This is a genomic window from Salmonella sp. HY31, from assembly GCF_042604575.1.
GTDB classification, from domain to species: Bacteria; Pseudomonadota; Gammaproteobacteria; order Enterobacterales; family Enterobacteriaceae; genus Salmonella; species Salmonella diarizonae.
The window spans coordinates 1631690-1652902 of record NZ_CP170479.1 but is presented as its reverse complement, the minus strand read 5'-3'; the positions used below and the strand labels follow the sequence as shown (position 1 = coordinate 1652902).

The window sequence follows — 21213 nt, the reverse complement described above, 5'->3', positions numbered from 1 at the left end:
GCCCCTTGTGGTTTTCTTGCACTACCACAAGCGATACTCAATGCGCATAACGGCATCTCTCTTGTCGCCATTTGCCTTAAACCATGCTTCGCTTACCGCTGCGTATACCAGGCAGAAAAACGGTAAAGCAATAAGTGCGCAACATTTCAATTTTCATCCTGTTCTGACCTCGCTTTCTCATTTCTGCTATACACTTTCTGGAGGTTGTTGTTCAACATATTAAGGCATAACGGATGGCTAACTTTCCCGCCAGCTTACTGATCCTCAATGGCAAAAGCGCTGATAATCAGCCGCTACGTGAGGCCATTACTCTACTTCGCGACGAAGGCATACAGATTCACGTTCGGGTAACCTGGGAAAAAGGCGACGCGCAGCGTTACGTTGATGAAGCCCGTAGGCTGGGCGTTGAAACGGTAATTGCTGGCGGCGGCGACGGCACCATTAATGAAGTATCTACCGCGCTCATCCAGATCCGCGACAGCGTAGTCCCCGCACTGGGCCTTTTGCCGCTCGGCACCGCCAACGATTTTGCCACCAGCGCCGGTATTCCTGAAGCGCTGGACAAAGCGCTGAAACTGGCGATTGCCGGAAACGCGATGGAAATTGATATGGCCCGGGTCAATGATAAAACCTGTTTTATCAATATGGCGACGGGCGGTTTTGGCACCCGCATCACCACCGAAACGCCAGAAAAACTCAAGGCCGCGTTGGGCGGCGTCTCCTATCTTATCCACGGTCTGATGAGAATGGATACGCTGAAACCTGACCGCTGCGAAATACGTGGCGAAAACTTTCACTGGCAGGGAGATGCGCTGGTGATCGGCATCGGCAACGGTCGTCAGGCCGGCGGCGGGCAGCAATTATGTCCCACCGCGCTGATTAACGACGGGCTGTTACAGCTACGGATTTTTACCGGCGAAGAGCTGCTGCCGACGCTATTTTCCACACTCACGCAGTCAGATGACAATCCGAATATTATTGACGGTACCTCGGCGTGGTTTGATATTCATGCGCCGCATGAAATCACGTTTAATCTGGATGGCGAACCACTCAGCGGACAAGAATTTCATATTGAGGTCCTGACAGGCGCATTACGCTGTCGGCTACCGCCGGACTGCCCGTTGCTGCGTTAATAATACCTACCGCTGGCCGGATGCGCTAACATCCGGCTTTTCTTCGTTGGACTCAGGCGATGGTGACTTTGCTATCCAGATAGACATCCTGTACGGCATTAATCAACTTCACGCCATCAGCCATCGATTTCTTAAAGGCTTTACGTCCCAGAATTAACCCCATCCCCCCGGCTCGTTTGTTGATCACAGCGGTACGAACCGCGTCGCCGAGATCAGTGTCGCCGCCGTCCGCACCGCCGGAGTTGATAAGCCCGGCGCGTCCCATATAGCAGTTCGCCAACTGATAACGTACCAAATCAATCGGGTTATCGCTGGTCAGTTTGCTGTACACGCGGTCATCGGTATAGCCGAAGTTTACCGCTTTATAACCGCCGTTATTCTCGGCCATTTTCTGTTTCACAATATCCGCGCCAATCGTGGCGGCCAGATGGTTGGCCTGACCCGTCAGGTCAGCGGATACATGGTAATCAACGCCGTCTTTTTTAAAGGAAGAATTACGCAGGTAAGCCCACAATACGGTCACCATGCCCAACTCATGCGCACGCTCAAAAGCAGCGGAGATCTCTTCAATCTGGCGACGAGACTGTTCCGAACCGAAATAGATCGTCGCGCCTACCGCCACGGCGCCCATATTGAACGCCTGCTCAACGCTGGCGTACAGGGTCTGATCATACTCCGTCGGATAGCTCAATGTTTCGTTGTGATTCAATTTGACCAAAAACGGAATACGGTGCGCATAGCGCCGTGAAACCGAGGCCAGTACGCCGTAGGTAGAGGCCACGCAGTTACAGCCGGCCTCAATAGCCAATTCAACAATGTTTTTTGGGTCAAAGTAGCGCGGGTTGGCCGCAAAAGAGGCACCGGCTGAGTGTTCCACCCCCTGATCGACGGGCAGTATCGAAAGGTATCCTGTTCCCGCCAGGCGTCCAGTATTATAGAGCGTCTGCATATTACGCAGAACGGCAGGTGGACGATTATTGTCAATCATCACCCGGTCAACGTAATCCTTGCCGGGAAGATAAAGCTGATCGGAAGGAATGGTCATACAACGATGCTGTAAAAGGCTGTCGGCGTCTTTGCCAAGCAACTGCGCAATATCAGTCATAGCTATGCTCCCGTAAGTTCCGATAGGGTATCGGAAGGTGAATAGTCCTGCCCCGCAGATTGCGGGTCGCAATAAGCCTGGTACTGACCGATCATTTTTGCCAACTTTAGCGCATTTTTTCGGCGCTATCTGCTGGCTCGATTCACGTACGAAAAAGTGTTAGATCGGTCAAAATTAATGCTCAATGGTATTCAAAAGGTATTATTAGATGGTATTGTCGTGGCGTACCTTACCTGTCATGAAGGATTCAAAAATGAAAACGACTTTTAAACTGTCATTCATGATGTTCGTGGAGTGGTTTATCTGGGGTGCCTGGTTCGTCCCCCTGTGGCTATGGCTAAATAAAAGCGGGTTTTCCGCCGGTGAAATAGGCTGGTCTTATGCCTGTACCGCCATTGCGGCGATCCTGTCGCCGATTCTGGTCGGCTCCGTTACCGATCGTTTTTTCTCGGCGCAAAAAGTGCTGGCGGTACTGATGTTCGCGGGCGCCGTACTGATGTACTTCGCGGCGCAGCAAACCACCTTTGCCGGATTCTTTCCGCTGCTGCTGGCCTATTCATTAACCTATATGCCGACCATCGCGCTGACAAACAGCATTGCCTTCGCTAACGTACCGGACGTTGAACGCGATTTTCCACGCATTCGCGTTATGGGTACCATTGGGTGGATAGCCTCCGGCCTCGCCTGTGGATTCCTGCCGCAAATGTTAGGCTATAACGATATTTCCCCCACCAACATTCCACTGCTAATCACCGCCGCAAGTTCAGCGTTGCTGGGCGTATTTGCGTTCTGTCTGCCAGACACGCCGCCAAAAAGCACCGGCAAGATGGATATTAAAGTGATGCTGGGACTGGATGCGCTGGTCCTGCTACGCGATAAAAACTTTCTCGTTTTCTTCATCTGCTCCTTCCTGTTTGCGATGCCGCTGGCCTTCTACTACATCTTCGCTAACGGCTATCTGACGGAGGTGGGAATGAAAAACGCCACCGGCTGGATGACGCTCGGCCAGTTCTCTGAAATCTTCTTTATGCTGGCGCTGCCCTTTTTCACCAAGCGCTTTGGTATTAAAAAGGTATTGTTGCTTGGTCTTGTTACCGCCGCGATCCGCTACGGCTTTTTTGTCTATGGCGGCGCGGAGACATATTTCACTTACGTCCTGCTGTTCCTCGGTATTTTGCTGCACGGCGTAAGTTACGATTTCTACTATGTCACCGCCTACATTTATGTCGATAAAAAAACGCCGGTTCATATGCGTACCGCTGCGCAAGGGCTTATCACCCTCTGCTGTCAGGGATTCGGCAGCCTGCTGGGTTATCGTCTCGGCGGTGTGATGATGGAAAAAATGTTTGCTTATCCGCAACCGGTTAACGGTCTGACATTCAACTGGGCGGGCATGTGGACGTTTGGCGCAGTAATGATTGCCGTCATCGCGCTACTGTTTATGATTTTCTTTCGCGAATCGGACAAAGAGATCACTGCTATTGACGCTCGCGATATTGCGTTGACACAAGGGGAAGTAAAATGAAAGCAGAACGTATTCTCGGTGCTCTTTACGGGCAAGCGTTAGGGGATGCGATGGGAATGCCCTCCGAGCTGTGGCCGAGAACGCGCGTCAAAGCGCATTTCGGCTGGATTGACCACTTTCTGCCCGGCCCAGAAGAGAATAATGCCGCCTGCTATTTTAACCGCGCGGAGTTTACGGACGATACCGCAATGGCGCTCTGCCTGGCCGACGCGCTGCTCGAATGCGAAGGCAACATTGATCCCGAGATTATTGGGCGTAACATCCTCGCCTGGGCGGAACGCTTTGATGCGTTCAATAAAAATGTACTCGGCCCGACGTCAAAAATTGCGCTGAACGCGATTCGCGACGGCAAACCCATCGCGGCGCTGGAAAACAACGGCGTGACTAACGGCGCGGCCATGCGCGTTTCGCCGTTGGGTTGCCTGTTGCCGCCAACCAACCTGACAGCCTTTATGGCAGAAGTGGCGTTAGCCTCCAGCCCGACGCATAAATCCGATCTGGCGGTGGCTGGTGCCGTGGTCATCGCCTGGGCCGTCTCGCGAGCGGTTAACGGCGACACGTGGCAAAGTATTGCCGACTCGCTCCCCGCCGTCGCCCATCAGGCGCAGACAGCGCGTATTACCACGTTTAGCGCCTCGCTATCGGCACGTCTGGAACTGGCGCTAAAAATTGTCCGCCGCGCCGACGGCGTCGAATCAGCCAGCGAACAGCTATATCAGATCATCGGCGCGGGAACCAGCACCATTGAATCGGTTCCCTGCGCTATCGCCATGGTAGAGTTGGCGAATACCGATCCTAACCGCTGTGCCGTGCTATGCGCTAACCTCGGCGGCGACACCGACACTATCGGCGCGATGGCGACGGCCATTTGCGGCGCGTTACACGGGGTAAGTGCCATTAACCCCCAGTTAAAGCAAACGCTGGACGAGGTTAATAAGCTGGATTTTGCGCGCTATGCCGTTGCGCTGGCGAGTTATCGTCAACGGCGGGAGGCATTATGAACGGCGCACGGTTGCTGACATTATTACCTACCCTGCACACCCGGCGTCCGCTCACCGTTATCGGCGCGGCAGTGATCGATATCATTGCCGACGCCTGGACATTGCCGCGTCGCGGAGGCGATATTGAACTGCAACAACAGAGCGTCAATGTCGGCGGCTGTGCGCTGAATATTGCCGTGGCGTTGAAACGACTGGGGATTGACGCCAGCAATGCGCTGCCACTGGGCCAGGGCGTGTGGGCGGAGAGGATTCGCCGCCGTCTGGCAAAAGAGGGATTATCCAGCGTGATTGACGCGGTTGAAGGGGATAACGGCTGGTGTCTGGCGTTAGTCGAACCGGATGGCGAACGCACGTTTATGTCTTTTAGCGGCGTGGAAAATCAGTGGAATGCGGACTGGCTGTCGCAGCTCAGGACACCGCGGGGCAGTCTTGTCTACCTGTCCGGCTATCAACTGGCCTCGTCCTGTGGCGAACAACTGATCCAGTGGCTGGAAACCGTCGACGATGTAACGCCTTTTATCGATTTTGGCCCACGAATCGGTGATATTACAGACGATACAATGGCGCGCATTATGGCCTGCCGGCCCATCGTCTCCCTCAATCGCCAGGAGGCAATCATCGCCGCGGAACGCGTCGGGTTCGCGACCGGTACACGCCCTTTCGGCGAGGCATGGGTAAAACGCTTTTCCGCGCCGCTGGTAGTGCGCCACGATAAAGACGGAGCGTGGTATTTTAGCGCGCAATCTTCCGGCTTTGTGCCAGCGTTTCCGGCTACCGTGGTGGATACCATCGGCGCGGGCGACAGCCATGCTGGCGGCGTACTGGCAGGACTGGCGTCAGGCTGGTCGCTCGCGGATGCCGTACTGCTGGGAAATGCGGTGGCAAGCTGGGTGGTCAGGCATCGCGGCGGCGACTGCGCGCCCACGCGCGAGGCGCTACTCCTCGCACACAAAAACGTATAGGTCGCTACGACAATAACTGATGCTGTATTCAATAGGCCGCTGCTGCTGATCGAACGCCACCTGCTTAATCACCAGCACCGGCACTTTACCATCCATTTGAATATGCGACTGAAACTCATCATCCGGCATCCGGGCGCTGACGCGAGATCGGGTACGCTGAGGGTAAATGTGCTGGCGACGAAAATAGTCATACAGAGAAATGCCAATCGCGTCGACATCATGAATCAGATGCGCGGGCACCCAGGACTCTTCAATCGATACCGCGTCCTCATCAACATAACGAATACGTTTGAGTAAAAAGACGTCGCTGCCTGTGGGGATCGCCAGATGCTGAGCGACCTCATCCGGACAACTTACCACGCGTTTGTTAACCCATAGCGTATCCGGTTTTTTACCGCGCAAGACAACCTGCTGAGAAAATCCCCGCGCCTCTTTCAGGGAATACTCAAAGATATTATTGATTTGCGTACCGTAGCCGCGGGCGCGCGTGACGACCCCCTCTTCTTCCAGCGCCTGCATCGCTTTCCGTACCGTGATACGCGAAACGCCGGTAAGCTGGCTGAGATCGCGTTCGCCAGGCAAAATATTACCGTGCTCAAGAATACCGCTGCGAACGGCATCCTTTACCGTCTGGGCGAATTTCATGTATAGCGGCGTATTATCCGCCGCTGAAATTCGTTCATTCAGTTGCGCGATGAGCCGGGTATGCGCTTGTTCCATTTATCTTTTCCTGACGACGGGTCTGTAGGCAGTATACTACCACCACGCGTGGAAATGATGTACCGGACCAATGCCCTTCCCCACTTCCAGCGTATCCGCCTGAGCCAGCGCCGCCGAAAGCCATGCCTTCGCCTCGTTTACCGTCTCTCCCCAACTGCAATGCCGGGGCCGTAACGCCGCCAGCGCCGCCGACAGCGTACAGCCCGTCCCATGCGTATTTTTGGTACTCACACGCGGCGCGCTAAAACGCTGCTCGCCCTCACGGGTAAAGAGCCAGTCCGGGCTTTGCGCATCCTCTAAATGCCCGCCTTTCATCAATACCGCCTCACACCCCATCGCCAGTAATGCCCGCCCCTGCGCCAGCATCTCCTGTTCCGTACGCGCATGGGGTGCATTCAGCAACGCTGCGGCTTCCGGCAAATTAGGCGTAATCAGCGATACCTGCGGCAACAGCCGGACGCGTAATGTTTCTACCGCGGAGGGCGAGAGCAGCGGATCGCCGCTTTTCGCCAGCATCACCGTATCCAGCACCACATTACGTACATGATGACGCTGTAGTCGTTCCGCCACGACCTCGACAATATCGGTTTCCGCCAGCATCCCGATTTTCGTGGTATCAATGCGCACATCGCTGAACACGGAATCAAGTTGAGCGGCGACAAAGTCCGGATCTATCCGGTACACCGACTGTACGCCACAGGTATTTTGCGCCACCAGCGCGGTAATGACCGAACAGCCATATGCGCCCAGCGCGGAAAAGGTCTTGAGATCCGCCTGGATACCGGCCCCGCCGCTGGGATCGGTGCCAGCAATCGTCAGCGCGTTAATTCTCTTCATTGGCGCGCCTCCACATCCAGATGATATAGCGCATCAAGAAAAGCCGGGATGAAGCTGCCCGGTCCCTCGCTACGCACTGCCGCGGCCTGGCCTGCCAGTTTCATCCAGCAGCAGGCCGACGCGACATTGTCCAGCGCGGCGCCCGGTAACGCGCAACTGGCGGCAACGACCGCCGACAACGCGCAGCCGGTGCCTACAATGCGAGTCATTAACGGATCGCCGCCGGGAATGCTCAGCGTGCGCTGACCGTTAGTGACGTAATCTACCTCGCCGGTGACCACAACAATGCAGTCTATCTGACGCGCCAGCGCCTGCGCCGCAGGCAGTGCGGCCAACGCCGCTTCGGTGGTATCTACGCCGCGTCCGCCCAGCGCCATGCCGGCTAACGCCAGGATTTCCGAGGCATTGCCGCGTATTGCCGCCGGGCGCAGGGACAAGAGCTCCAGGCAAAATCGCCGACGGAATTCCAGCGCGCCCACCGCGACAGGGTCGAGCGTCCACGGCGTTTTGGCATCATAAGCGCTTTCTACCGCCGCACGCATCGCGTCAGCACGTGAGGCGGTTAATGTTCCGACATTAACCAGCAAGGCGTTGGCGATGGCGGCAAACGGTCTGGCCTCGGCAGGATCAATCACCATAGCGGGTGACGCGCCCAGCGCCAGCAGCGTATTGGCGGTAAACGTTTGTACGACGTCATTCGTCATACAGTGCGTAAGCGGGGAGAGCACGCGAAAGTGTTTTAACGTATGTGCCGCAAGCGTACGGCAGTGCAGGTCAGGCTGCATGGTTCAGCTCCTGCCCGCGTGAAGAAGGGACACGAGCAGTGTCAGACTTCCCTACGCTGGCATTATCCAGATCAGGTGGTACGGGTATTTCTCAGCCTTCATAAAGAAGGGCACCCCGAGTCGTGAAGCCCCGCCGTGTTAAGCGGGGTTTCGCTATTAAGCATACTGTCTGCGCCAGGCAATGTAAATTTACAGCCAGTGGCGGATGATAATTTCAGTGTTATCAGATAGTTCTCAAAACCTATTCGGTTCTGGCAAACTTGCTGCCGGATATGTTGCTGCACGACGCTTTCGTTTACACTTTTTACGAAAAGGGGCGTGAGATAACAAAATAGCGCTTGTCAGATGCACCACCAGCAGAAATGATACACACGACGTTAACTGACCCGCATATGTGGAGGGTAAAAGTATGAAAAGTAAGTTGCTGCCTTGCGCGCTGTTGCTTGCAACCAGTTTTGCATGGGCCGCCCCCGCGACAACGGGCATTGATCAATATGAGTTAAAGAGTTTTATTGCCGACTTCACACACTTCAAGCCCGGTGATACCGTTCCGCAGATGTACCGCACCGATGAGTACAATATTAAACAGTGGAAATTACGTAATCTGCCCGCGCCGGATGCCGGTACCCACTGGACCTATATGGGCGGCGCGTATGTGCTGATTAACGATGCCGATGGAAAAATCATCAAAGCCTATGACGGCGAGATTTTTTATCATCGGTAAAAAAAGCACGTACTTTCTTGACGAAAGTACGTGAAACAGGGGAAATCATCATTACGCTAATTAGTCATAGGATACGGCAAATATAACTTTGCTTTGGACTTCGCCAGGCTGTAGTGCTTCCCCTGTTATACGCACGTATCTCGCGGTAATGGGGAAAGTATACTGATCATTGATTGTCGCCATTTTCGTTAACCTGCTCATCAGAGCATCACCCCGTTTTAACGGCGTGGCGGCGGTGCCGTTATAAATCTGGAAACCAACGCCTTGGGCGCCATTGATTATCGTGTTTTTCAGTATCGTTCCGTTGTCGTTCCAGTCGCCGCGCGCCACGTTAAAACTGACCGGGTTGGTGGTAACATTATAAACCCCGTCGCAATTGAGTACCAGATTTGTCGATCCCGTTTTACTGTTATTGCCGGACAAAATCTCACTTAACGTCGTATCCGGCATTTTTATTTCATATGTAGGCTGTGAAAAACGACAGGTGGTGGGCTTGTGTTTGACGGTAAACGTCAAATATTGGGAGTAGGCATTATCATTGCTAAACAACCGCAGGGCAGAACACACTATCCACGCCAAAATATTTGAGTTACATGAATTATTAGATAAAAAATTAACCGCAGGCTTAGATAAGCTGAACGAATTACCGTATACTTTCTCGCCATTATCTGAACTATATGACATTGCGGCTACGTACGATGCTTTAAGGGTCATTTGTTTATTATTCAGAGTATCATCTACCGAATAATTTTTAACTGAGGCAATTCTATCACTGCCTGTATTAACAGGAAAATCTGAACTTTCAAGTGTCAGTTTGATAAAAATTGACTGACTACTGGCACTATCTTTTATTTCAACGATATAGTCTTGTAAACTTGTCGCATAGTACATTTTATCGCCTGTCGTATTGCAGTCAAATGATCCTTGTAAATTGGGATTAAAATTTACCGTTGTTGATCCCGTTGTTAAATCCAATGTAATAGGTTGCGTTGCGCTCGTAGTTCCTTTCGGCGTACATTTTGCTTGTCCCAACAGCGGGATTAATAGTAAAAACAAAAACCCATATTTTTTCATAAACGCATCCCTTATCGGCAAATATAGACTTTATTCTCATTAATCACCTTCTCAAAGGTGATGGTACAGAACTGCCTCTGCTGTTTATTCACCGCGACACGTACCGACGCGGGAATATCATTGGTGCGAATAAATAACCGACTACCCTGACCTACGAGGCCGACGTTATTACCCGCGTTATCTTCTACCTCATAGCCGAACGATAAAGGAGAACCATCCGGACGCCGGGCGAGGAAGTACCAGGGTTTACGTCGATCGGTCTCAAATTCCGCCAGTACCACCGCGCCACGATAAGGCACTGCACCCTTGCGGTTGCCCAATAACGCAACATCGCTATCACTGTTGGAAAGATCCAGCATCAGCATATTTTCGCGATACGGCGTTAAGCTGTCATAAATAGCGTAGCCTTTGCTGTCCGTGGTTAAGTACCGATGGCCCTGCACCGCTGCACCCTGCAGTCCCGGCGCGTTAACAATGGCAAAAGTATCCGACAACCGGGGAGCCAGCGCCACGCCGTCGGACCACGCCACGATACCGCCCTGAATATTGCCGCTGGCCTGCTGGTATTTATTCGACTGGCTGTAACTGCCGCCCACCGTCGCTATCGGCGCACGCCAGACCAGACTGCCGCCCGCTGTTGTCTCACTACCCTGTCGCTGGTGGCTCAGATTAGCGCCATAGCTAAACTGATCGCGGTTCCCCGCCACGCCGCTTAAACTGGTGTTATTCGATTGATAACCGTCATCATCGAACGTTGTTGAGTTAGAAACGAACAGATCGCGCCGCGGGGTAGAAATACCGTCGCCCCATGAGAACGGAATCGAGATATACAGGTTAAAACGCTTATCCTCATGGTGATCCTCATCATATGTCTGGCTAACGGATAAGGTATAGCTAATACGTTGCCAGGAGTTTGAATAACTTAATTGATAATCTTTACCGGTTCCGCTGCGTCCCCAATAATCGCGCCACAGGCCGCTGACCGCCAGAAATCCCCAGTTGGCAGGTAATGCCTGATTGATATTAAGTGAAAAACTGTTCTTCCGACCAAAATCGTTCTGATAATAGTCGGCAATGTCATACACATCATTTTCATCGCGCTGGTAATTATTTTTATTATTCGCCCATACGTGATCGTTAAAGGTTCGATAATCCCGTGACGAATAACGCCAGGCTGCCAAAGCAAACTGCGTTCCGGTCTGCGCAACATATTTATTCCACTCTACCTGAAAACTCTGCCCATCAAAAACATCACCATTATCCTGTTCGCTATGCGAGCGCGTGGCGTCTACCGATACCGCGCCAATCAGCGTATTCCAGCCAGTACCGAGTACAAATGCAGAGTAATTATCCGACAACATTGTCCCGCCATATATCGTCAGCAAATTATTCAGACCGTACTGGTAGCTACCTTGTATAAAATCAGACTGATTACTCGCGCCTTCGATATGACTACGTCCCGCAGCAAAATCATATTTCGACACGCCCGCTTGCAACATATTCGGTACCGATGAATAAGGTACCAGATAATGTGATACTGAACCGTCAGCTTCTTTTACGCTAACATCCAAATCCGCGCCGCCGCCAGCAAGCTGCAAATCATCAATAGCGAATGGACCGGGAGGGACCTCTTTCTGATAAATAATAAAACCATTTTGTTCAATAGATACCAGCGCGTTGCTCTGAGCAATCCCACGCACTACCGGCGTAAAGCTCTGTTTCGAGTTTGGTAGCATTTGCATATCGCGCCAGATACGCACGCCGCGAAAACGCACGGCGTCAAAGATGTCCGACCCGGTATACATATCTCCGGCGCGCAGCGTGCCGAGAATCTGCGGAATGCCGCGTTCCAAATACAGGGTGTTACTTTTCCACTGGCCGCTACCCTCGTTGCTTTTTGTATAGTTGGCATTGGAATGCAGTTGCCAACTCAGCAGGTTTAATCCGCTATTCAGGCTCACATAGCTGCTTTTATCATCGCCGCCATGTTTATAGTTACTGTAATACTGGCTGGCATAATAAGAGGTATAAAAAGCGTTAATCCCACGATCCCAGGTTTCAGGCGGCATATAACCTGGCTCATATTCATTCACATATGCCTGCGGTACGCGTAAATTCAGCATAAACTGCCCGATATCATAGTCAATGCTGCCGCCCTGTACCGCCGCACGCAGCGGTACGCAATCCACATTTTTATCTGCTTTAATATTGTCGGTACGAATACCAATTTGCTGTAACTGCGCCCAGGTTAAGCATGTCGCGTCCGGATCGGCTTTAATATTGATTTCGTAATGACCGCGCCACTGATTATTCAGATAAACATCCATTTCATACATGCCGGGCATGGGCTTATCGCCATCAATCTGATAACGGGAAATCTTTTCGCCATTTAATCCACCAATCATAAAGTGGGTATCAAACGTTTCTTCTTCCGCCCATACGGATGAAGTTACCAACACTGACAATATGGCCAGCGTAATGGAGTTTATCTTTGACATAATCAGTCCTTGAGCTATTTTCCAGTTTTTATTTTTTCACTCAAATAGTTACCATGATCATCAATAAGGGTGACTTTATAATAATTAACAACAGTGGCGGTAGTAACCGTTTTATCCGACCAGGGTGCCAGTAATAGTGTTTCTTTATTAATTTTTGAATTACCTGTTACGTCAGGAATAGTTATCCAGTTGGCTGAATTGTTTTTGATAGTAATACTACCGCTGGTATACCTGATATGCAGATACGAAAAACTATTTTTACCTACACCAGTGATACCTTGTGGGCGATAAATAAATTTAATGCGATTCTGCATAGCGAATTTAATGATGTTCTGACTTTCAGACTCCGCTGGGTTAGGCGGAATATCCAGGACGTTAAGAAAAAACAGGCTTTCACGATCTTTCGGCAGGCTATTCGCCAACTGTTTAATTTTCAACTGTTGACCGGACCCACCACCAACCCTCGCAACCGGCGGCGTTATGACGAAAGGCACCTGAATTTTTTCCGGCGGTAGGCTGGTGTCGCCGTCATCTATCCACGACTGCACCAGCGAACTGCGGCTGCCTTCATTCATTAATTGTACAGTAATCTCTTTTTTCTGCGCCGGATAAATAATACGAGTGCCATAAATATAGATACCTCCCCACGCGGGCATGACCGAACCGGCCAGCAATAATGCGACTAGTTTTTTCATTATAATTATCCTTGTTATCGAAAAAAATTGGCGGCCGTAGCCGCCGATAAGCGAGAGATTAATCAGTAACAACGGTCATGGTCAGCGAGGAGGCGACATCGCCAGCGGTAACAGTGGTGCCTTGTTTTGCATAACGCGCGCTAAAATTCAATGTATATTTATTATCTGCTGTCTTTGTTAACTCAATGCCATCATCAGGATTAACCCGCTGAGTAAAGCCCTCACCATAGTAGACTACAAAACCAGCGCCGTTAGCCGATGCCGTATTACGGGTAATAAAGTTACGCGTACTATCAAATTGTGAGCTGGAAAAAGTAATACGTGGTGCTTTATCCCCGGTACATTCAACCGTCAGCGGCGCGGTGGTTTTATTTGAATATCCTTCATAAACATCACCAGCATTTAGTCCATTTAAGCGATCAACACCAATCTGGTTCATACCAATAGTGGCGGTAGTCTCCCCGGTAAATTTACAGGTAGTTCCCACAACCTTACCGGTAATAATTAATTCACCCTGGTCAGAATCAGCAGCGAAAACCCCAGCGCTCATAAATATAGCAGACAATACAGAAGCAGCAATAAGTAAACGTTTCATAATCTCTTCCTTAATGAAGTAATTTCTATTTGTTAAGAGTTATTAACCCTTGCGAAGAAAATTCTCATAGATGGGAAGTTACCGCAATGTAAACGCGATGTTTTATTGATTTAAAGCAATTTACAGATTGTAATATAATCGCAACAAATAATTATTGCTTATCATTATTTTGTAAACTTATTAATTTCCGAAATTTACTGCTCTTAAATATAAATAATATAAATAAAAAAACCCACATCATTGATATTAATGATGTGGGCAAGCAGTATTAATATAGATTAGTCGTAACGACTAACAATAATCTGGCGGTCGTTATCACCGGGCACTGTGTATAGCTGCGTCGTCACACCTCTCACCGGTGTGGCGGCGGGTGGTTGCAGTGTTGAAACGTGGATGGTGTTGCCGCAACGCTGCTGCAACTGCGCGTTAACCACTTCCGTGCTGCACGTCGGCGCGGTCACTTTTCCACTGATGGTTAATGCTGCGGTATCGGAAGCAAAAACAGGGACGCTTATTCCATAAGCCGAGACTATAATTCCCATCAGCAAATATTTTTTCATAGTGAGTAATTGTTCCTCTGATGAACGTCATACAATATGCAGGCCGTCCTGATAAGCAGTATGGACGTATCGGCACCTTAAAACCAATTGAAAAAATAAATCAGTAGGATAGATATGATCAATTCAAATAATGTTTTTGTCGATTATTTCAGATAAACGCCTGCCTGTTTTAGCAGGAATTAACAATACGAGCGCTATTATTTATTTAATGCATTCACCGCATCAATATATATTAATGCAGTGAATGTCATATTCTCTTTGGAATACGTTAGAGTGCTTACACCGCGCGGAAGGCGATTTCACCCGGAATCACTTCCCCCTGCCAGTAAAGCTGCGCCGCGACGCGATCGGCCAGTTCGCGATAGAGCGCGGTAAACTCGCTCTCCGGACGGCTAACCACCGTCGGCGTACCGCGATCGAGATCTTCGCGCAGACTGATATGCAGCGGCATCTGTCCCAGAAGCTGAGTGTGGTATTTCTCCGCCAACTTCTGCGCGCCGCCCGTGCCGAAGATCGGTTCGTGATGGCCGCAGTTGCTACAAATATGCATACTCATATTTTCCACAATGCCGAGCACTGGCACTTCCACCTTCTCGAACATCACGATACCTTTTTTGGCGTCGATCAGCGCGATATCCTGTGGCGTAGTGACCACGACCGCGCCGGTAACAGGAATGTTCTGCGCCAGCGTTAACTGAATATCCCCGGTTCCCGGCGGCATATCCAGTACCAGATAATCCAGATCCGGCCACAGCGTCTCCTGCAACATCTGCATCAGCGCCTTACTGGCCATTGGGCCGCGCCATACCATCGCGTTATCGTCAGTCACCAGATAGCCGATCGAGTTGGTCGCCAGGCCGTGAGACATAATCGGTGCCATATGCGTACCGTCTGGCGATGTCGGGCGCTGATCTTCTGCGCCAAGCATGGTTGGGATCGACGGACCGTAAATATCGGCATCAAGAATCCCGACCTTTGCGCCTTCAACCGCTAACGCCAGCGCCAGGTTTACCGCCGTAGACGATTTACCCACCCCGCCTTTACCGGAACTCACGGCAATGATGTTTTTCACGCCATTAATGCCAGGCTGATTTTTGACGCGTTTCAGCGTCGCAATGTTATACGACAATTTCCAGTCGATCGCTTTTGCGCCTGTAATACGTAACAGATCGGCGCTGCATTGCTCTTTTAATACCTCAAACGCGCTGTTCCAGACGAACGGCATGACCAGCTCAACGTGCAGCGTATCGTCCATCCAGGCGACGTGGTGCAACGCCTTAAGCGTGGTGAGGTTATGCTTCAGGGTTGGGTGCTGAAAATTCGCCAGCGTCCCGGCGACCATCGCTCGCAGAGTATCTGGTGATTTGGCCTGGGATTGTTCGTTCATCCCGACTCCTTTTGTAGTTCTGAAAAGTACGATTGTAACTTTGTAGTTTACTCCAGCGGTAACAATTATTCATTTACGGATAAATGCCCTTATCGCTTGGCGCAGTAATTACCATTTTGGTACTATCAAAGCCCTTTTTTACAACAGAAGAAGTAATACCTACTATGACTCAAGTCGCGAAGAAAATTCTGGTAACGTGCGCGCTGCCGTACGCCAACGGCTCTATCCACCTCGGCCATATGCTGGAGCACATCCAGGCTGATGTCTGGGTCCGTTACCAGCGAATGCGCGGCCACGAGGTTAACTTCATCTGTGCCGATGACGCTCACGGCACGCCGATCATGCTGAAAGCGCAGCAGCTTGGTATTACGCCGGAGCAAATGATCGGTGAAATGCGCCAGGAGCACCAGACCGATTTTGCCGGTTTTAATATCAGCTATGACAACTATCACTCAACGCACAGCGATGAGAACCGCGAGCTGTCCGAGCTGATTTATGGTCGCCTGAAAGAGAACGGTTTTATTAAGAACCGTACCATCTCTCAACTCTACGATCCGGAAAAAGGCATGTTCCTGCCGGACCGCTTTGTGAAAGGCACCTGCCCGAAATGTAAATCTGCGGACCAGTACGGCGATAACTGCGAAGTGTGCGGCGCAACTTACAGCCCGACTGAACTTATCGAGCCGAAATCGGTGGTGTCCGGCGCAACGCCGGTAATGCGTGACTCCGAGCACTTTTTCTTTGACCTGCCGTCATTCAGCGAAATGCTACAGGCGTGGACCCGCAGCGGCGCGCTACAGGAGCAGGTGGCGAATAAAATGCAGGAGTGGTTTGAGTCCGGCCTGCAGCAGTGGGACATTTCCCGCGACGCGCCGTATTTTGGTTTCGAAATCCCGAACGCGCCGGGCAAATATTTCTACGTCTGGCTGGACGCGCCGATTGGCTACATGGGCTCCTTCAAAAATCTGTGCGATAAGCGCGGCGACATGAACAGCTTTGAAGAGTACTGGAAAAAAGACTCCAGTGCCGAGCTATACCACTTCATCGGCAAAGACATCGTCTATTTCCACAGCCTGTTCTGGCCTGCCATGCTGGAAGGCAGCAACTTCCGTAAGCCGACCAACCTGTTCGTTCACGGCTACGTCACGGTGAACGGCGCGAAGATGTCCAAATCGCGTGGCACCTTTATTAAGGCCTGCACCTGGCTGAAACACTTTGACGCCGACAGCCTGCGCTATTACTACACCGCGAAGCTCTCGTCGCGCATTGATGATATCGATCTGAACCTGGAAGACTTTGTCCAGCGCGTCAATGCCGATATCGTCAATAAAGTAGTCAACCTGGCCTCGCGTAACGCCGGTTTTATCAATAAGCGTTTCGACGGCGTGCTGGCGGCTGAACTGGCCGATCCGCAATTGTATAAAACCTTTACTGACGCCGCTGCGGTGATTGGCGAAGCATGGGAAAGCCGTGAATTCGGCAAAGCTATCCGTGAGATTATGGCGCTGGCCGACGTCGCTAACCGTTATGTTGACGAGCAAGCGCCGTGGGTGGTTGCTAAACAGGAAGGCCGCGACGCTGACCTGCAGGCCATTTGTTCCATGGGCATCAACCTGTTCCGCGTGCTGATGACGTATCTGAAACCAGTGCTGCCGACGCTTTCTGAACGCGTTGAGGCTTTCCTCAACTGCGAACTGAGCTGGGAGGGTATTCAACAGCCGTTGCTGGGCCATAAAATCAACGCCTTCAAGGCGCTGTATAACCGCATCGACATGAAGCAGGTCGAAGCGCTGGTCGACGCCTCAAAAGAAGAAGTGAAAGCGGCGGTAGCGCCGGTGACCGGCCCGCTGGCAGACTCCCCGATTCAGGAAACCATCACCTTTGACGATTTTGCGAAAGTCGATCTGCGCGTGGCGCTGATTGAAAACGCCGAGTTTGTGGAAGGCTCCGACAAATTGCTGCGTCTGACGCTGGATCTGGGTGGCGAGAAGCGTAACGTCTTCTCCGGTATTCGTTCCGCCTACCCGGACCCGCAGGCGCTGATCGGTCGCCAGACGGTAATGGTCGCCAACCTCGCGCCGCGCAAAATGCGCTTTGGCGTCTCCGAGGGAATGGTGATGGCGGCAGGCCCTGGCGGGAAAGATATCTTCCTGTTAAGCCCTGATGACGGCGCAAAGCCTGGCCAGCAGGTGAAATAAGCAACAAGCCGGGGCATGCCCCGGCTTTTTTATCAGCTTAGTCCGGCCTGGCATCCACTATCGCCCCACCCGCCGCGTTTTAACTTTTTCCTTCATAAGCAATAGCGCTAAGACTCCCTATCCGGACTGCTAAATTGCGCAGGAAAACGTCTCTGTGGATATGGAAAAAGTGAACTTTAAGGCGTTACAGGGAATTTCAGGGACGATGGCGTCCGGCGATGCCAGTAAGGGTATCGGCATGAAACCGCCCCAGACGCTGCTGGAAGCCGCTGGTTTTAAAGAAGCGAAATAACCGACAAGGCGTGCTGACAACGTACATCGTGTCGGCATTGTATTGCCTGATAGCGCTGCGCTGATCAGGCCTACATTCAGAAACAGCATTTGTAGGCCGGATAAAACACCGACATCGCATCACTTCAGACAGAAAAGACAATCCAACTCAGGCTTTCGCCGCGTGTTCACGGGCCGCCAGACCACGCAGGAAATAACGCAGAAACTGATCGCCGCATTCGCGGAAGTTCTTATGGTCCGGCGCGCGCATCATAGCGGTGATCTCTGGCATCGAGACGCGGAACAACTGACCGGTAAGTATCGCCAGGATATCATCCGTTTTTAGCGAAAAGGCAATACGCAGCTTTTTCAGCACCATATTGTTGTTGATACGGCGTTCCGGCGTCAACGCAGGCGCCGCCTCATCTTTGCCGCGTTTTTCATAAATGAGGCCATTGAGAAATGAGGACAACACGATATCCGGGCAACGCTGAAAACCCTCTTCCTCTTCTTTGCGCAACCAGACCGTAATCTGCTCCGGCGTAGCATCAACGTTACCCAGCGCCAGGATACGCGCCAGATCGGTATTATTAGCTTTTAAAATGTAGCGTACGCTACGCAGAATATCGTTACTCAGCATGAGGCCTTCGGTCGTTTCTATGGCAAAACGATATTCTAACAGTCTTTTACAGGCCAATCGCCTCTTTTAAACTTTTTAGATAGCGACGGCTTACCGGAACCGTCAGGCCGTTGCGTAAAATCAGCTCTGCCTGCCCATTATCCTCCAGCCGAATTTCCTGCAAATGGGCCATATTTACCAGAAACTGACGATGACAACGCAGTAGCGGCGTCCGGCTTTCCAGCGTGCGCAGCGTCAGCTCGGTAAACCCCTCTTTCCCTTCACTGCTGGTAACATAAACGCCGCTCATACGGCTACTGACAAAGGCAACATCATCCATTTGCAATAAATAGATCCGACTGTGTCCGGTACAGGGAATGAATTTAAGCGCCTGCTGGTTTTCCGGCAACAACGAAACATCCTGTTTACTGCGTTCCTGACGCAGACGATGTAGCGTTTTCTCCAGCCGTTTCTCTTCTATCGGCTTGAGCAGATAATCAAAAGCGTGTTCTTCAAAGGCTTTGATGGCGTATTCATCAAATGCGGTCAAAAAAACAATATACGGGCGATGTTCCGGATCAAGCATGCCGACCATCTCCAGTCCACTGATACGCGGCATCTGAATATCCAGAAACAGCACATCAGGTCGCAACTTATGTACCGCACCAATCGCTTCTACCGCGTTCGCACACTCCCCCACAATCTCAATGTCATCCTGCCCCTGAAGCAGAATCCGCAGATTTTCCCGCGCTAACGGCTCATCATCCACAATCAGCACTTTAATCATGCGTCCTCCTCCAGTGGAAGTCGTAATGTAATTCGGGTAAGGCAGTCCGGCTCGCAGGCCACGCTAATGCCATAATCATCGCCAAAGTGTTCGCGCAGACGTTTATCCACCAGACTCATCCCCAGCCCGCAACTGCTGGCGGAAGGCTGATACAGCCCCGCATTATCTTCAATATCTAACATCAAATGCTGCCCTTCGCGCCGGGCGCGAATAGCAACATTGCCAGTATCAAGCAGTTGCGACGTGCCATGTTTAATAGCGTTCTCAACAATCGGCTGTAACGTAAACGCAGGCAATTTCTGACGTGAAAGCGTCGGTGGCACATCAAGCTGAACCTGCAAACGCGACTGAAAACGCGCTTTTTCAATTTGCAGATAAGCGTTCACGTGTTCAATTTCATCAGCCAGCGTGACGATTTCCGACGGGCGTTTTAAATTTTTGCGAAAAAAGGTCGAAAGGTACTGCACCAGTTGGCTGGCCTGTTCGCTGTCGCGGCGAATCACCGCTTTAATGGTATTCAGCGCGTTAAACAGAAAATGCGGATTCACCTGCGCGTGCAACAGCTTGATCTCTGACTGCGTCAGCAGCGCCTTCTGCCGTTCATACTGCCCGGCCAGGATCTGCGCGGATAAAAGCTGCGCAATACCCTCCCCCAGAGTGCGGTTAATTGAGCTGAACAGTCGGTTTTTCGCTTCGTACAATTTAATGGTGCCCATTACTCGCTGATTTTCGCCACGCAGCGGGATCACCAGCGTCGAACCGAGTTTACACTGCGGGTGTAGCGAACAGCGATACGGCACTTCGTTGCCATCAGCATAAACCACCTCTCCGGTTTCAATCGCTTTCAGCGTATAACCTGATGAAATGGGTTTTCCCGGTAGATGGTGATCGTCGCCAATACCAGTAAAAGCCAGCAGTTTTTCGCGATCGGTGATGGCGACGGCGCCGATATCCAGCTCCTGATATAACACCTGCGCCACCTTCATACTGTTCACTTCGTTAAATCCCTGACGCAGAATCCCCTCTGTTGACGCGGCGACCTTCAGCGCGGTAGCAGAAAATGCCGAGGTATATTTTTCAAACATGGCGCGCTTATCGAGCAAAATACGCATGAACAGCGCGGCGCCGACGGTATTCGTCACCATCATCGGCGCGGCAATATTACTGACCAGATGCAGGGCATCGTCAAACGGCCGGGCTATCAGTAAAATGATCAGCATCTGCACCAGTTCGGCAACACACGTAATCGCTCCCGCCGTCAGCGGGCTAAACACTTTGTCCGGGCGTCCGCGACGTATGAGAACGCTGTGTACCAATCCGCCCAGCAGCCCTTCGACGATGGTGGAAATCATACAGCTCAGCGCCGTCATACCGCCCATAGAATACCGATGTAACCCACCGGTCAGACCGACCAGCCCACCGACGATCGGCCCGCCCAGCAGGCCGCCCATCACCGCGCCTATCGCGCGGGTATTGGCAATCGAATCTTCGATATGCAGCCCAAAATAAGTGCCCATAATGCAGAAGATAGAAAACGTGACGTAACACAGAAGTTTGTGCGGCAGACGAACCGTGACCTGCATAAGCGGGATAAACAGGCGCGTTTTGCTCATTAGCCACGCAATGACCAAAAACACGCACATCTGCTGAAGCAGCAGCAACACCAGATTAAACTCGTACATACCCGCAAACCACACTTCAATTAAAAGCGCGTAACATACATTGAGTACGATTAACT

The 21213-nt window shown here is 51.5% G+C and carries 19 protein-coding genes, 1 pseudogene and 1 riboswitch; of the genes and pseudogenes, 7 read left to right on the top strand and 13 right to left on the bottom strand.

What is annotated here, in order from left to right:
* The first annotated feature begins 233 nt into the window (after window positions 1–233).
* On the top strand, window positions 234–1133 hold the full coding sequence (yegS, locus tag ACE15A_RS07645; RefSeq protein ID WP_053510416.1) for a lipid kinase YegS: 900 nt from the start codon (window positions 234–236) through the stop codon (window positions 1131–1133).
* A gap of 52 nt (window positions 1134–1185) precedes the next feature.
* Here yegS and fbaB read toward each other — a convergent pair whose 3' ends face one another.
* The gene (fbaB, locus tag ACE15A_RS07640) at window positions 1186–2238 is read right to left on the bottom strand and encodes a class I fructose-bisphosphate aldolase (protein ID WP_000129590.1); all 1053 of its coding nucleotides are present in this window, start codon (window positions 2236–2238) and stop codon (window positions 1186–1188) included.
* A gap of 253 nt (window positions 2239–2491) precedes the next feature.
* Here fbaB and ACE15A_RS07635 point away from each other — a divergent pair, with 253 nt between their 5' ends.
* The 3 genes from ACE15A_RS07635 to ACE15A_RS07625 are packed head-to-tail and all read left to right on the top strand — an operon-like array spanning window position 2492 to window position 5726.
* Entirely contained in the window at window positions 2492–3763 is a 1272-nt protein-coding gene (locus ACE15A_RS07635) for a nucleoside permease (protein WP_053510417.1), read from the top strand.
* On the top strand, window positions 3760–4764 hold the full coding sequence (locus ACE15A_RS07630; protein WP_053510419.1) for an ADP-ribosylglycohydrolase family protein: 1005 nt from the start codon (window positions 3760–3762) through the stop codon (window positions 4762–4764). The genes ACE15A_RS07635 and ACE15A_RS07630 overlap by 4 nt, the downstream gene beginning before the upstream one ends.
* Window positions 4761–5726, top strand: coding sequence for a PfkB family carbohydrate kinase (locus tag ACE15A_RS07625; protein ID WP_053510420.1), 966 nt, complete (start codon window positions 4761–4763; stop codon window positions 5724–5726). Before ACE15A_RS07630 ends, ACE15A_RS07625 begins: the two co-directional genes overlap by 4 nt.
* Here the strand turns inward: ACE15A_RS07625 and ACE15A_RS07620 are convergent.
* Genes ACE15A_RS07620 through thiM form a run of 3 tightly spaced genes read right to left on the bottom strand, consistent with a single transcriptional unit; the run spans window position 5700 to window position 8068 of the window.
* Window positions 5700–6446 carry a GntR family transcriptional regulator gene (locus ACE15A_RS07620; RefSeq protein WP_053510421.1) on the bottom strand — a complete coding sequence of 249 codons (747 nt, stop codon included), beginning with the start codon at window positions 6444–6446 and terminating at the stop codon, window positions 5700–5702. The two genes, ACE15A_RS07625 and ACE15A_RS07620, sit on opposite strands and share 27 nt — an antisense overlap.
* Window positions 6447–6482: 36 nt before the next feature.
* The gene (gene thiD / locus ACE15A_RS07615; RefSeq protein WP_023248284.1) at window positions 6483–7283 is read right to left on the bottom strand and encodes a bifunctional hydroxymethylpyrimidine kinase/phosphomethylpyrimidine kinase; all 801 of its coding nucleotides are present in this window, start codon (window positions 7281–7283) and stop codon (window positions 6483–6485) included.
* Window positions 7280–8068, bottom strand: coding sequence for a hydroxyethylthiazole kinase (gene thiM / locus ACE15A_RS07610; RefSeq protein WP_053510423.1), 789 nt, complete (start codon window positions 8066–8068; stop codon window positions 7280–7282). The genes thiD and thiM overlap by 4 nt, the downstream gene beginning before the upstream one ends.
* A gap of 31 nt (window positions 8069–8099) precedes the next feature.
* Window positions 8100–8196, bottom strand: a riboswitch (TPP riboswitch).
* 281 nt (window positions 8197–8477) lie between these two features.
* Between thiM and rcnB the strand changes: the two genes are divergently transcribed.
* A complete protein-coding gene (gene rcnB / locus ACE15A_RS07605) occupies window positions 8478–8792 on the top strand; it encodes a Ni(II)/Co(II) efflux transporter accessory subunit RcnB (protein WP_048591779.1) in 315 nt (104 codons plus the stop codon).
* Between the two features lie 60 nt (window positions 8793–8852).
* Here the strand turns inward: rcnB and ACE15A_RS07600 are convergent, their stop codons facing one another.
* From ACE15A_RS07600 to apbC, 6 genes are all read right to left on the bottom strand, one after another.
* Entirely contained in the window at window positions 8853–9866 is a 1014-nt protein-coding gene (locus ACE15A_RS07600; RefSeq protein WP_053510424.1) for a fimbrial protein, read from the bottom strand.
* Between the two features lie 11 nt (window positions 9867–9877).
* Window positions 9878–12364, bottom strand: a complete 2487-nt coding sequence (locus tag ACE15A_RS07595) for a fimbrial biogenesis outer membrane usher protein (protein WP_053510425.1) — start codon at window positions 12362–12364, stop codon at window positions 9878–9880.
* 14 nt (window positions 12365–12378) lie between these two features.
* Window positions 12379–13059: a fimbrial assembly chaperone gene (locus tag ACE15A_RS07590; protein ID WP_023248289.1), complete on the bottom strand. Its 681-nt coding sequence runs from the start codon at window positions 13057–13059 to the stop codon at window positions 12379–12381.
* Window positions 13060–13117: 58 nt separating this feature from the next.
* On the bottom strand, window positions 13118–13654 hold the full coding sequence (gene yehD, locus ACE15A_RS07585; protein WP_023248290.1) for a fimbrial protein YehD: 537 nt from the start codon (window positions 13652–13654) through the stop codon (window positions 13118–13120).
* A gap of 278 nt (window positions 13655–13932) precedes the next feature.
* Window positions 13933–14214 carry a DUF2574 family protein gene (locus tag ACE15A_RS07580; RefSeq protein ID WP_023248291.1) on the bottom strand — a complete coding sequence of 94 codons (282 nt, stop codon included), beginning with the start codon at window positions 14212–14214 and terminating at the stop codon, window positions 13933–13935.
* 277 nt (window positions 14215–14491) lie between these two features.
* Window positions 14492–15601: an iron-sulfur cluster carrier protein ApbC gene (apbC, locus tag ACE15A_RS07575; protein WP_023248292.1), complete on the bottom strand. Its 1110-nt coding sequence runs from the start codon at window positions 15599–15601 to the stop codon at window positions 14492–14494.
* 164 nt (window positions 15602–15765) lie between these two features.
* Between apbC and metG the strand changes: the two genes are divergently transcribed.
* Both metG and ACE15A_RS07565 read left to right on the top strand, forming a co-directional pair.
* Entirely contained in the window at window positions 15766–17799 is a 2034-nt protein-coding gene (gene metG, locus ACE15A_RS07570) for a methionine--tRNA ligase (RefSeq protein WP_053510428.1), read from the top strand.
* Between the two features lie 136 nt (window positions 17800–17935).
* Window positions 17936–18091: pseudogene (locus ACE15A_RS07565) on the top strand (DUF1307 domain-containing protein); the annotation flags it as partial.
* Window positions 18092–18238: 147 nt separating this feature from the next.
* On the opposite strand, the gene ACE15A_RS07560 reads toward ACE15A_RS07565, so the two are convergent.
* From ACE15A_RS07560 to ACE15A_RS07550, 3 genes are read right to left on the bottom strand one after another with little or no spacing between them, the layout of a single operon-like run.
* Window positions 18239–18709: a DUF1456 family protein gene (locus tag ACE15A_RS07560; protein WP_023248295.1), complete on the bottom strand. Its 471-nt coding sequence runs from the start codon at window positions 18707–18709 to the stop codon at window positions 18239–18241.
* Window positions 18710–18755: 46 nt separating this feature from the next.
* Window positions 18756–19475: a two-component system response regulator BtsR gene (btsR, locus tag ACE15A_RS07555; protein WP_000598637.1), complete on the bottom strand. Its 720-nt coding sequence runs from the start codon at window positions 19473–19475 to the stop codon at window positions 18756–18758.
* Entirely contained in the window at window positions 19472–21157 is a 1686-nt protein-coding gene (locus ACE15A_RS07550) for a sensor histidine kinase (RefSeq protein WP_023248297.1), read from the bottom strand. Before ACE15A_RS07550 ends, btsR begins: the two co-directional genes overlap by 4 nt.
* Window positions 21158–21213: the final 56 nt, after the last annotated feature.